Origin of the sequence: Microvirga sp. GCM10011540, assembly GCF_042650665.1 — a bacterium.
Classification (GTDB): Bacteria; Pseudomonadota; Alphaproteobacteria; order Rhizobiales; family Beijerinckiaceae; genus Microvirga; species Microvirga lenta.
Genome location: NZ_JBHSBQ010000124.1, coordinates 1 through 12,621 on the forward strand (window position 1 = coordinate 1; position 12,621 = coordinate 12,621).

Below are 12,621 nucleotides of genomic sequence, written 5' to 3' on the forward strand. Positions count from 1 at the left end.
GCCGCTTGGCCAAGGACTGGGAGGGCCTGCCGTCGACCACCGAGACGTGGATTTATCTCGCTATGTGCCGCCTCATGACCAAAAGATTAGTCCATGCCGCAGCTTAATTTCCAGACACCCTCTAGTGACACAGCAAATTTGAATAGGAGTTGCGAAAGTTACGCAGAGTGCGTCCTGCGCAAAAGTATTACTGCTTTGAGTCAGGTTGCCGAACATGTTGGACAGGGTTCATAATCCTATCAATCACTCTATTGAGGTAGTGCTATGAACGCCCTTTCGATAGTGGTCTTGTTCGCTGGCGTCTTCCTTGCTTCCTTTGTCATCTTTCTAGGAGTTGTAGACTTCTTCCATCCTATTGCGGATGGGAGCGCCAACAGGTTTTCGGTCAGGCGCAACTTCAGGAGACGTGAATAACTGCATTGCTCATGGTGACCCACGGATTGAGTGCCGACCGATAGGAGTTTAACTCTCCGCCGTTTCCAGGGCAGTTCTCTAATCCCATTGTGTCGGCGTTCCGAGCGTGCAATGCCGAGCAAGAAGTAGGTTTCAAGGTCTGCCATACGCACGCTGGCAAGGGTAAAATGATACCAGCGGGAACCTGGACTACGAGCGGGATGAAGTTCTCATCTCGCTCCCTCGGCTGCAGTTTGTAGCAGTCGGAACCGTTTAGGGTGTGCTTGCCTTTTCTCGCCCGCGCTAATTCCTGCCGAGAGGATGCCTGCTAGCCAACGCATAATGGACACGCTTATAGGGTTTGTCGAGGTTGTTGCTCAGCCCCCCGGAGCGCCACACGGCGGCCGACAACTCTGACGACAGCTGAGCCTGAATGCTCGAATCCCGAGCATAAAGCACCTGCAGCGCATTGTCCGCGTACAGGGTTGGCCTATTGCTGGGGTCGAGGATTGAGCTCAGAACAGCCAGTGTCAGTTATGATGGACAAATATGGGCGACCAATCGGCTAAGCCCGCAGGCGAAGCAATGCCGCAGCGCCTCCGCCCGGTGCTTCTGACCTCTGTCACGACCGTGCTTGGATTGATGCCGATGGTGCTGGCCGTCAACATCGATCTCGTCAACAGAGGTGTGGCTATCGGCGCCCTATCAACACAGTAGTGGACGGAGCTGTCGAGCGCTATCGCGGGTGGTCTGACTTTCGCTACGCTGCTAACGCTCCTTTTGACCCCCCCGATGTTGGTCCTTGGCGCGCACATCCGAATGGCTGAGAATGCGCCTGGCAAGAGAATCAAAAGCATCGGTGGATATGGCAGTCACTGCCGATAGCGATCGGATCACCTCTTCATGACCTATCGAGATGCGGCAGTAGTATTTGTTATGTTGTCCTTAACGAGCGTCCTCGAACCAGACTTGCTGATCGCCGTTCTGACTTGAAGAGGCAGATTTGAAGGAGCGCAGCTATGCCCGGAAAGAAAAAGGAGATCGATCGAGCTGAGGACAAGGACGGGTTAGGCAACGTGAGCCTGAGCAGCAGCCGACGTGCGGCAGGGGGAAAGGCGGGTAGAGCCAAAGGCGGCCGTAGTTCCGATTCGATCCCTGCTCCTGCAATCAAAGTGGAAGATGAGCAAATGCCGAAATCTTGATGGATTTCGGCATGCCTCGCGCCAGAAATTCAGTTCCGTGGCTACCCTCGTGCATAGAGCAGGCGTGCCCGAATAGTGCCCTCCAAGGCGCGGATTTCATCAAGCGTTTCACGACTTTGTTCTGGGAGTCCCTCCGCTTCGATGACAACGTAGCCGATGTCGCCTTCGGTCTGCAGATACTGAGCCGTAATATTGAGGCCACGCCGCGAGAAGGCATCGTTCAGGCGTCCCAACATACCAGGCACATTTCTGTGGACGTGGATGTACCGAGTTCCCGCTAGCCGCGGAGGCAGCTGAACTTGCGGGAAGTTCACAGCTCCGGTGGTTGCGCCGACATCCGAGTAATCGATCAGCTTCTTTGCAACCTCTACACCAATGCGTTCCTGCGCCTCCTCGGTGGAGCCGCCGATGTGAGGTGTCAGGATGACGTTCTCGATACCCTGCAGCGGAGTCTGAAAGCGGTCCTTGTTGGATGGGGGCTCAACAGGGAAAACATCCACGGCAGCTCCTCTGAGGTGTCCATTCCTCAAAGCAGCCGCAAGCGCATCGAGATCGACGACTGTTCCGCGACTGTTATTGATGAGGTAGGAACCCTTCTTCATCGCTGCCAGCTCAGCGGGACCGATCATGCCATGGGTAGCTGGCGTTTCCGGAACGTGCAGGCTTACGACGTCGCTTTGGCCTAGCAGTGCATGCAGGCTGGCCGCAGGTTCAGTGTTGCCGTGGCGCAGCTTGTCGGTCTGGTCATAGAAGATCACGCGCATCCCCATGGCTTCTGCCAAGTTGGAGAGCTGCGAGCCGATATTGCCATAGCCGACGATGCCAAGCGTCTTACCTCGAAGTTCATGGCTGTCGGTAGCCGATTTGTCCCATATACCGGCGTGTGCAGCCGATGATCTAGGAAAGATACGACGCAAAAGCATCACGATCTCTCCGATCACCAGCTCCGCGACGCTGCGGGTGTTGGAAAAGGGGGCGTTGAAAACCGGTATTGCGGCCGCTCGCGCCGCGTCGAGATCGACCTGATTGGTGCCAACACTGAAGCAGCCCACAGCAACGAGTCTGTTCGCTGATGCGATCACCTCTCTCGTGAGCTGGGTTCGGGAGCGTATCCCGAGGATATGAACGCCGTCGAGAGCCTGAGTGAGGGCATCACTGTCGAGAGCCGTCTTGAGTGTCGTCAGATTTGTGTAACCAGCTGACCGGATAAGATCGACGGCACTCTCGTTCACACCCTCGAGCAGAAGTATGCGTATCTTATCTTTTCGAAGAGAGAACAATTCCTTCATGGTGGCTCCATCATACTTTGGCGCGTTACCCCTGGACGTCATAGCGGAACGTCCTTCGGTAGCTGGATACCACGCGTTAACGCTTTCGGCACCTCTGCCACGATCTCGCGCAGAGGGTGGCGAGGCAATCCTGAGCTTCGCCTACATTCCCTGACAGAACGGTGCGTGAGGTCGGAATTGTTCCGCCTTTCATTTATTCCTTCCAAAAGCCAAATCGGCTGCCAGCTCTCGAAGCGGCCCAGATGGAAACCAGATTCAAAACCGGCAGTTGATGGGCAGAAGGCGCGCTCAACAGGAAGTGATCGGATATGAAAATGGAAGCCGCCTGGTATGACAAAAGAGGAGCGGCGCGTGAGGTGCTCAAGGTTGGTGAGATGGAAGCTCCGATTGCGATGCCGGGCGAGGTGCTGGTCCGTGTTCACGCCACAGGCATAAATCCGTCCGACACGAAGTCTCGCATGGGCGCCGGTGCAAGGCCTAATCCCTGGCCTTTGATCATTCCGCACCAGGACGGCGCAGGAGTGATCGAAGAGGTAGGAGAGGGGTTGGACCCGGCGCGAGTCGGAGAGCGTGTGTGGATTTACGAAGCTCAGCTTGGGCGCCCCTTCGGGTGCGCAGCGGAGTATGTGGCTGTTCCCGCTAAGAATGCGGTACCTCTCCCCCAGGAGGTATCGTTCGAGGAAGGAGCCTGTCTCGGGGTTCCGGCGCTGACAGCTCACCGATGTGTCTTCGCAGATGGTTCTGTCGAAGGGAGAACCGTCCTGGTTACAGGAGGCGCTGGCGCGGTCGGCAACTATGCAATTCAGTTTGCCAAGCTTGGAGGGGCGCAAGTGATTGCTACCGTCAGCCGCGAGGAGCAGGCTAAGGTCGCTCGGGATGCCGGTGCCGACTATATTATTAATCGTCGAGAGGAGAACGTCGCCGGCCGCATTTCCGAGATCACAGGGAGCAAGGATGGGCGTGGCGTTGACCGCATCGTCGACGTGGCGTTCGGAGCTAACCTGGAGACCTCACTGAAGGTGCTGAAAACACGTGGAGTCATTGCCTCTTATGCTTCGGACGAGGTCCCAGTGCCCCCACTTCCGTTTTGGCCGCTTGCCGGTCTTGACGCAACCGTGCGGTTCGTCCTGGTTTACGTCATGGGCGAGTCCGCGCATAGGGAGGCGATCCAGGCAACGGATGATGCCCTACGAGCCGGCAAGTTGAAACACAATATCGGCGCGCGATTCACGCTTGACCGGATTGTCGAGGCACATGAAGCGTTGGAGACGGGGCGTACCGTCGGAAAAATTGTCGTTACGGTGAGCTGATCCCGAACCTGATATCCAGCTGAGGTATTCACCTCAGTACAGTGGAAGCCATGACGTTCCGAACGGTTGAAACGGTCAAGAATCTGAACAGATATCGAGCATTAGGTCTGGGCCGGCAGTCGCAGTAAGTGCCTTACCTGACAGGTTATTGAAGGATTCCCGCCTGTGTTCGACTGGATTGTACGCCTCATTGAAGCGAGCGGCTATCTCGGCGTCGCTCTCCTTATGTTCCTGGAGAATGTCTTCCCGCCGATCCCGTCCGAACTCATCATGCCGCTGGCGGGCTTTTCGGCAGCCAAAGGAACTCTGCACATCGGAGGCGTTATCTTGGCCGGAACCGCAGGATCCCTTGCAGGCGGTCTCGTCTGGTTCTGGATCGGATACGCTATTGGCCCGGATCGCCTCAAGAAATTCGCCAAGCGGCACGGACGGTGGCTTACCCTGCACCCTGACGAGGTCGATCAAGCCCGTGCCTTTTTCAAGAGGCATAAGGCTATGGCACTGTTCGCAGGACGCCTGCTGCCGACAATCAGGACATTGATTTCCGTTCCTGCCGGTATCGAGCGTCTTCCGCTCTCCACATTTCTGCTGTGGTCCTCCCTAGGGACGGCTCTCTGGACTACACTTCTCGCAGGAGCAGGGTATCTGCTTCAGAGCCAGTACCAGCTCGTTTCCGAATGGGTGAACCCTGTATCGAACGTGATCGTCGCTGCTCTGGTCGTCTGGTACATCTATCGGGTCGTGCGATTTCACTCATGAGCCTACAGCCAGTCTGAGCGGCAGGCGCGAGCAGAGGCACAGTCATCGGGGCGATCGGCGACTTCACGCCTTTGTTCATCCAGCCGTGCGAACCTAAGGTGCGTATACGGGTTGTCGTTCCGACTGATCTGCTCCAAAGACGGGAGGAGGCTGCGATGCGCCCGCTCAGTTCCTTGATCTTGGCTGCTCTCATTGTGCCTGCAGCGGCCTTCGCTCAAGAGAAGGTTGTGGACACGCCCTCTGGGCGGATCAAGGTGGAGACGGTTGCCGGAAACCTTGACCATCCATGGGCTCTCGAGTTCCTGCCCGACGGTCGTATGCTTGTCACAGAGCGTCCTGGACGTCTGAGAATCGTCTCCCAGGATGGCCGCCTGTCGGAGCCTTTGGACGGTCTGCCGCAAATCTATTCTGAGGGCCAAGGCGGCTTGCTCGATATAACGCTGGACCCCGATTTCCAGGAGAACCAACAGCTGTATTTCTCCTTTTCCGAGGAGGGAGAAGGAGGAGCCGGCACGGCCGTCGCACGAGGACGCCTCGTCGACAACAGGCTTGAGGATGTGCAGGTCATCTTCCGGCAGCAGCCAAAGGTGAGCGGCTCCAAGCATTTCGGTTCGCGCCTTGCCTTTGCGCCTGACGGCAAACTCTTCGTTACCCTCGCCGAACGGTTCAAGTTCGATCCTGCCCAAGATCTCACCAATCATCTTGGCGCTGTCGTTCGCATCAATCCCGATGGATCAGTGCCGCAGGACAATCCCTTTGTGGGACGCCAGAATGCCCGACCGGAGATCTGGTCCTATGGACACCGCAATATTCAGGCTGCTGCCCTGCAGCCGGACTCCAACACCCTTTGGATTGCGGAGATGGGGCCTCGAAACGGTGATGAGCTAAACATTCCTGAGGCTGGCAAGAACTATGGCTGGCCCGTGGTGAGCTGGGGGCGGCATTATGACGGAACGGATATTCCGGATCCGCCCACCCGACCGGAGCTCGCGCAAGCGATCCATCATTGGACGCCGGTGATTTCGCCTTCGGGGATGACGTTCTATACCGGGGATCTCTTCTCCGACTGGCGCGGTTCGCTTTTGATCGGCGGGTTGTCGGCACAGGGTATCGTGCGGCTTACGCTCGATGGCCGTCAAGTTACCGATGAGGAGAGGATTTCCCTCAATCAGCGGATCAGGGAAGTACAGCAGGGGCCTGATGGAGCCATATACGTGGTAACCGACGAGAGCAGTGGGGAGATACTGCGTCTTACACCTGCGGTCAGCCGTTGAAATCTGAACGAGACATTGTGCGGCCGGTTCAACCGAAGCGGTGGCGAGGAGGGATGGCCGGCCAGTGCCTCGGATACTGACCTACAATGTGCATCGCTGTCTGGGCACGGATGGCCAACTGTCTCCATCCCGAATTGCCGATGTCATTGCTGCCTATGAGCCCGATATCGTTGCACTTCAGGAACTCGACGTGAGGCGAGCTCGAACCGGCGGAGTCGATCAGGCTCATGTCATCGCGCGGGCTCTCGGTATGCAGATGCACTTCCATGCCGCGATAAAGGTGATGGACGAGGAGTACGGCAACGCAATCCTGACGCACCGGCCGTCGTACTTAGTCCGAGCGGGGAGGCTTCCCGGTTTGGCAGGTCGTCCCGCGATTGAACCGCGAGGAGCGCTCTGGGCTTCAGTCAACATCGGAGGGGCGGATCTACAGATCGTCAACACGCATCTGGGGCTGCGCAGGGCGGAGCGGCTTGCACAGGTCGATGCCCTTCTCGGCCCCCAATGGCTTGGTCATCCGGCGTGTCGGGAACCGGTGATTCTTGCTGGCGACCTCAATGCAATCCCTCGATCTCGTGCCTACCAGCGATTGGCAGGGCACTTGTCGGATGCGCAAGCCGCTCCTCATGTACGCCGACCGCAACCGACATTCCCTGGCAGAATGCCGATGCTGCGCATCGATCATGTCTTCGTCAGTCGAGCAATCGAGGTTCTCAGAGCCGAAGCCGTCCGTTCACCGCTCGCGCGGGTCGCGTCTGACCACCTGCCGCTTCTCATCGAATTCCGTGTCGTACAACGGATGCATGTGGTGCGCGAGGTAGGAAATGTACCGAAAGGAGGGATCGAGACAGTCTGCTGAATGGACATCTAGCCAGGCTTCGGCGTTGTGCTCTTGGAAGGTGACATAAGCGTAGGGCTGATCAGTGCAGACGGAGCGAACGTGCGCAACCTTGAGAGAGGAGGGCGAACGAGGCCACAGCGTCTCGGGAGGAGGGATGCACAGCCTGTCCCGACGCTGGGCGCCACTCGTCACAGCTGCGGCCATGGCACTCGCAGGTTTCCTGCTCTACCGGACGCTCAGTCGATATAGTTTCGACCAGATCGTCGCTTCTGTTGGAGCTGTTCCATTATTCAGGCTTGCGCTGGCCGGAGCCTGTGCGGCAGCAAGTTACCTTTGCTTGACGGGTTTCGACTATCTAGCTCTCAGGTATGTTGGCCGGCCGCTCTCTTATCCCAAAGCGGCACTTGCTTCGTTCACCAGTCTTTCTCTAGGTCACAATATAGGTTTGGCGTTTCTCAGCAGTGGAGCCGTGCGGTACCGGTTTTATTCGCGCTGGGGACTGACCGTCAGCCAAGTTGCCAAGCTCATCCTGTTCTGCGGTGTCACCGTTGGGCTCGGAATGACCGCGCTTGGAGGTTCGGCTCTGCTGCTCCGCCCTGAACTCGCGCAGAAAATCACCGGGCTCAACCTGCTCGTCGTGCTTGCGCTTGGTTGGGCATGTTTTGCTGCTGTAGCAAGCTATTTGGTCGTTGCAGCTTTCGTTCGGCGGCCGTTGAAAATCCGAAACTTATCTTTTGAGGCGCCTCCTCTGCACCTGGCGATTGCTCAGGTCCTGGTTGGTTCGGCCAATTTCGCCTTCGTCGCAGCCTGTCTCTACCAAGCCATAGCTGCCGTGGCGGACGTTGCCTATATCGGGGTAGCCTCAGTCTATGTCATCGCGAATACCACGGCGCTGATCAGTCATGTTCCAGGCGGCTTAGGGGTTATCGAAAGCGTCGTCATGTATCTGTTGCCGCAAGCTGATCTGATCGGCTCTCTTATTGTCTTTCGTGTGGTATATTTCTTGATCCCTCTTGCGCTCGGCAGTCTTTCTTTTGCACTGAGCGAGATTGCTCTTCGCAGCAGAAAGTTGTCGATGCCACATAAAGGAGGGATCTCTAGCTGATCAGTTTTGCCGGTGCTCTTCAGCGCTTGCTGCGAAGGAACCAAAGAGGCTCGAAAGGCTTTTCCGGGTCCAGCAGATGCGTGCCAAGGGCTGGACGAGACGGTCCCCTTGTGAACATGGCTTCGAATGGACGCAAGCAACGGGGTCTGTGGTTTAGAGCTTCGATGGCTCGGATGAGAGACTTCTCCGCCTCCATCGTGCTTGCCAGCAGTTCCGGATGCACATCCAGATGTTCCGCCAGAAGTTGCTCACGGAGCTTGGCAATACCCTGTCGTGTCGATGATTCGCTGGCCTCTATGGCAAGGTCGCATTCAGTATCGAGGCCGATTGATCGGTTGTTCAGGTTCGACGACCCGATCCGCAGGAAACAATCATCGATAATGATAAGCTTAGAGTGGACCAGAACCTGCCTGTGTTCCCCGCTAGGGGTAGATACGCAGGGATAATAGATCCGCAGCCGATCATACCGATCGGCATTCTTCAGGCGGCGAATGAGCCGATCGCGGTTGCTGCCCATGACGAGCCGCTCGGCAAGTCCATGCGATTCATAAGTCATGACAATCACGACTTCCGGGCCGTCGAATCTCGACAGGTGGCTGGCAAGAATTTTCCCTACATAGGGAGCAGTCATATACTGCGCCTCGATGTAGATCGTTTCTCTCGCTGCGGAGAGAGCATCGGCCGTGAGGGTTGCCACCTCCTCAACTGCCGCTTCGCCGTCCCAAGCAGGTATTGTACGGGCGATTGCAACCGGAACATCGGCAAAATCAGGTGCCAAATCGGCCGGCCAAAGCTCCTCCCTTGAGTGTACAGGAGCGAGTGTTTCGCCGGTAGCGGCTGCCCAGCGCCAGCGTGCCAGTTCTGCAACGCTCTTTGCCGCCTCGCCGTCAACAACCATCTGGATATCATGCACAGGACAGTAGGGTTGAGAGTCGGATCTTACCCTGTGTGGGTCATCCACCGCATGTCTCATCGTATCCCAGCGTTCGATCGTGAGGTCCATACCGCCTACAAACGCAACAGCATCGTCGATGCAGACGATCTTTTGATGGTGCGCAGCATAGATCGGGTGGTGAGCGTCCAGGCGGAGATGAAGCCGCGGATGGTCCTGCCACTCAGTACCCAGAAGAAGAGGCGCTGGTGCGCTCGGGGCGTGGATCGTTGCGAGACTCCACACCAGAATTCGGATTTCAAGCTCCGGTTCATCCTCGAGAAGCGAACGGAGAAGAGGACCAAGCGGCGGTGAATCTTCAGGACACGCATCCGGCCGCAACCTGATACTGCCGTCGAAATCCCAGCCAAGGATGAGAATCGACCTGCGCGCTTCGCGGAGCATGGCCTCCAATCGGCTGAAGTAGGAGGCGCCGTCGATCAGCGCTGCAGCTCTCTGACACGCCGGAACGCGCCAGCAGTTCTGTCCTGGCTTGAGGATCTTCCACTCGAATCCTGAATCTCCGCCAACTCGTTGGTGGATATCCAAGTAATCCCGAGTGTGGTTCGACAACTGCACGCGACCTTTCCTCATCTATGACGTAAGTCAGTTCTACGCAGCCGCTATCTCACAACGACTGAAGCTGGCTGAGGTGCGACGCAGATCATTCACTTCTCCGTTCCAATGACCTGTGGAGAGGGACCATATCCGCTAAAGCTTGCCGCCAGTGATCTGGAACGGAGCCGAGCGCACTTTCCATTCGCCCTCCGTGTCTGCGATCGTCAATACAAATCGATCATAATCGCTGGCCCATTCAGGAATCTTCACGCTCGCTTGAAACGTTCCTTCCGCAGTGGTGCGGGCGTTGTCGAGGACCTCATAAGCTGAACGAGGAGCGCCGCCGCCGATGGCGACCGGCCTGTCGGGAGGCAACCCTGTAGCTGAGACCGTAACAGTTGAGCCGGCGGACCCGCTTTCAGGGGTTAGCGAAACCTGAGCCTTGTCGGCGTCTACTCCAGGAATGTTGAAGCGATCACCTAGTCGCCTCAGACGCTGCTGCAGGTCCGGGTTCTTGTTCAGAAGGTCGTCTACCGAAGCCCCAAGCTCCTGAGCCATGTCGGTCAAGGCGTTGCCGGTCTCGCGGGCGAGGGACCTCAAACGTTCCGTTGTCTCCTGAGACGATGAAGTGCTTGAGCGCAGATTGATTTTGCTCCCAACTTGGAGGTCGTTCGACCCTTCAATTCCGGGATTCGAACGCAGAATTGCTGCTTCCGTCGTGTCGCAGCGGTCCGCGATGCTACTGAGGGTGTCGGAGCGCTTCACAACAGCCGTGTCGCCACAGATTGGCCGGGCCTCCTGCGCCAATCCCGGCGATGTGCCCAGAAAAGCGACCAGGGCGGAAGAAAGGGCAAACTGACGGACATTCATGGTCACATCCTCGAAACGAAGCAGTTGCTGCAAACCGTCTGGACGAGCCGTATGAGCGCAGCAGGAGCCAAAATCCTTGCAGATATAACCAGTTAAGCTCGGATTCGTTGCGGGTGGGGTTCAGTCGCACGGCGTTCATTCGGTCGGGCGGCTCAACTCTGCGCCCCCTGCACAGTTTTGTGAACGGGAGTAAATTCACGGAACCTCACCTCACAAGAAGCGTATCAGGAATGGCTGAACCAATTCTCCGTCTAAAGAGGTTCCTTATTCATGCGCTTCTTATGTCTATTTGCTCTGCTCGCCATGGGGATATTCGCCGCTGGAACAAGTCCTGTCAGAGCGGATGTCCTCATTAAAGTGGACAAATCTGCTCAGCGCATGTCCGTCTTGATCGATGGCAAAAGGCGCTATTCCTGGCCTGTCTCCACCGGGCGGAAGGGCTACGCCACACCCACCGGCTCTTTTACTCCCTCGCGGCTCGTAAAAGACCATGCGTCCAAAGAATGGGACGGAGCGCCTATGCCGCACTCGATCTTCTTTACCCATCGGGGGCACGCCATTCATGGGAGCCACGCGATCCGAAGGCTTGGCTCTCCAGCCTCGCATGGCTGCATTCGCCTGTCGCCCTCCAACGCGGCCAAGCTTTTTGCTCTTGTCCGGAAGGAGGGAATGAGGAACACGAAGATCGTCGTCCGAGGTAAAGAGCCCGGTAGAATGGCTCGGAAAAGTCACATGTACGAACCGTCAAGTCCGTAACTCCCCCGAGGGCTGCGCGCTCCACCCGCACTCCTGCTACGCGTTACTCCAGCAACCACGGTCGTGTCCAGGAAAGAGCCTATATGCCTAATGCGGGCTACGGGCAGCCCCCGAATACAGGGTCCATTTTCAGTTGGCGCTGAAGGACCTCAGTCCGCAGTCACGACCTGGAGCAGACGGCGCATGAAGTCCTCTCCTTTGGCGACCTCGCTCAACTCGATGAATTCATTCGGCTTGTGCGCTTGGGCAATGTTGCCGGGTCCGCAGACAACGGATGGGATGCCGCCGGACTTCTGAAACAAGCTCGCCTCGGTGGCGAAGGCAACTTTGGACTGGCCATTCTGCCCAGCAAGTGCCTTCGCAAGCGTAACGACCTCGTCCTCTGGCGCCACATCGAGAGCTGGTGTCGCAGACAGTTCTCGCCAGGAAAAGCCTGCCTCCGGTGCGACCGCCCTCATCTGTGGTTCCAGAACCTCGTGAGCGAAACGCTGCACTTCACCCAACAGGGTGTTCGGATCCTGCAGCGGGAGGTGGCGGAACTCAAAATCGAATTCGCATTCCGACGGCACGATGTTCAGCGCCGTGCCGCCATGGATCACGCCCGTATGTACGGTGGTGTGAGGAACGTCGAATCCTTCATCGAACGGTCCCGCTTCCGCGATGCGCCGGGCCATGCTGCGCAAGTAAGTAATCAATTCCGCCGCGTATTCGACCGCGTTCACGCCCTGTGGTGCGAGAGAGGAATGGCAGGATTTTCCTTGCACCCGGCAGCGCATCGCCAGCTTCCCCTTATGGGCGCAGATGATCTGCATCTCGGTAGGTTCACCGATGATTGCCATGCGCGGGCGCACGGGTAGCGTGTTCAAATGAGCGATCAAGGGGCGGACCCCGACGCAGCCGACTTCCTCATCGTAGGAAAAGGCATAGTGGATCGGCGTCTTCAGATCGGCTTTGGCGAATGCTGGGGCGAACGCGAGGGCGATCGACAGAAAACTCTTCATGTCGGCCGTGCCCCGGCCGAAGAGGCGATCACCGCGGCGGGTGAGGGTGAAAGGGTCGCTCTGCCAATCCTGACCGTCTACCGGAACCGTATCGGTATGACCTGACAGGAGGATGCCGCCTCGATCCTGCGGCCCGATCGTGGCGTAAAGGCTTGCCTTTCGTCCTGTTCCGTCCAAGACCAGCGTGCTTTCGACTCCGAGATCCGCCAGATAATCGCGGATATAGTCGATCAGCTCCAAGTTGGAATTACGGCTTGTCGTGTCGAAGCTGATCAGCTTGCGAATCAGGTCGAGGCTGACGAGGTCGTCAGTGGACATCGTTTTTCCAAGAT

General features: G+C 57.4%; 12 protein-coding genes. 8 read left to right on the plus strand and 4 right to left on the minus strand.

The window, feature by feature from the left end:
- The first annotated feature begins 942 nt into the window (after positions 1-942).
- Together ACFOYU_RS18025 and ACFOYU_RS18030 are read left to right on the plus strand one after the other, a co-directional pair.
- A complete protein-coding gene (locus ACFOYU_RS18025; RefSeq protein ID WP_377034668.1) occupies positions 943-1,110 on the plus strand; it encodes an efflux RND transporter permease subunit in 168 nt (55 codons plus the stop codon).
- Between the two features lie 302 nt (positions 1,111-1,412).
- Entirely contained in the window at positions 1,413-1,595 is a 183-nt protein-coding gene (locus ACFOYU_RS18030; RefSeq protein WP_377034669.1) for a hypothetical protein, read from the plus strand.
- Positions 1,596-1,636: 41 nt separating this feature from the next.
- On the opposite strand, the gene serA is transcribed toward ACFOYU_RS18030, so the two are convergent.
- Positions 1,637-2,884 carry a phosphoglycerate dehydrogenase gene (gene serA, locus ACFOYU_RS18035; RefSeq protein WP_377034670.1) on the minus strand — a complete coding sequence of 416 codons (1,248 nt, stop codon included), beginning with the start codon at positions 2,882-2,884 and terminating at the stop codon, positions 1,637-1,639.
- 308 nt (positions 2,885-3,192) lie between these two features.
- Between serA and ACFOYU_RS18040 the strand changes: the two genes are divergently transcribed.
- The 5 genes from ACFOYU_RS18040 to ACFOYU_RS18060 all read left to right on the plus strand — a co-directional run bounded on the left by ACFOYU_RS18040 (position 3,193) and on the right by ACFOYU_RS18060 (position 8,173).
- A complete protein-coding gene (locus ACFOYU_RS18040; protein ID WP_377034671.1) occupies positions 3,193-4,194 on the plus strand; it encodes an NADPH:quinone reductase in 1,002 nt (333 codons plus the stop codon).
- A gap of 165 nt (positions 4,195-4,359) precedes the next feature.
- Positions 4,360-4,953 carry a DedA family protein gene (locus ACFOYU_RS18045; protein WP_377034672.1) on the plus strand — a complete coding sequence of 198 codons (594 nt, stop codon included), beginning with the start codon at positions 4,360-4,362 and terminating at the stop codon, positions 4,951-4,953.
- Between the two features lie 155 nt (positions 4,954-5,108).
- Complete coding sequence (locus ACFOYU_RS18050; RefSeq protein WP_377034673.1) at positions 5,109-6,227, plus strand: PQQ-dependent sugar dehydrogenase; 1,119 nt, start codon at positions 5,109-5,111, stop codon at positions 6,225-6,227.
- Positions 6,228-6,291: 64 nt separating this feature from the next.
- A complete protein-coding gene (locus ACFOYU_RS18055) occupies positions 6,292-7,086 on the plus strand; it encodes an endonuclease/exonuclease/phosphatase family protein (protein ID WP_377034674.1) in 795 nt (264 codons plus the stop codon).
- 136 nt (positions 7,087-7,222) lie between these two features.
- Positions 7,223-8,173, plus strand: coding sequence for a UPF0104 family protein (locus tag ACFOYU_RS18060; RefSeq protein WP_377034675.1), 951 nt, complete (start codon positions 7,223-7,225; stop codon positions 8,171-8,173).
- A gap of 19 nt (positions 8,174-8,192) precedes the next feature.
- Here ACFOYU_RS18060 and ACFOYU_RS18065 read toward each other — a convergent pair whose 3' ends face one another.
- Positions 8,193-9,683 (minus strand): phospholipase D-like domain-containing protein, encoded by a 1,491-nt coding sequence (locus tag ACFOYU_RS18065; protein ID WP_377034676.1) that lies wholly within the window; start codon positions 9,681-9,683, stop codon positions 8,193-8,195.
- A gap of 132 nt (positions 9,684-9,815) precedes the next feature.
- On the minus strand, positions 9,816-10,532 hold the full coding sequence (locus ACFOYU_RS18070) for a LysM peptidoglycan-binding domain-containing protein (protein ID WP_377034677.1): 717 nt from the start codon (positions 10,530-10,532) through the stop codon (positions 9,816-9,818).
- Between the two features lie 303 nt (positions 10,533-10,835).
- On the opposite strand from ACFOYU_RS18070, the gene ACFOYU_RS18075 reads away from it, so the two are divergent.
- Positions 10,836-11,288, plus strand: a complete 453-nt coding sequence (locus ACFOYU_RS18075; RefSeq protein ID WP_377034695.1) for a L,D-transpeptidase — start codon at positions 10,836-10,838, stop codon at positions 11,286-11,288.
- A 149-nt stretch (positions 11,289-11,437) separates the two neighbouring features.
- Here the strand turns inward: ACFOYU_RS18075 and argE are convergent, their stop codons facing one another.
- On the minus strand, positions 11,438-12,607 hold the full coding sequence (gene argE / locus ACFOYU_RS18080; RefSeq protein ID WP_377034678.1) for an acetylornithine deacetylase: 1,170 nt from the start codon (positions 12,605-12,607) through the stop codon (positions 11,438-11,440).
- Positions 12,608-12,621: the final 14 nt, after the last annotated feature.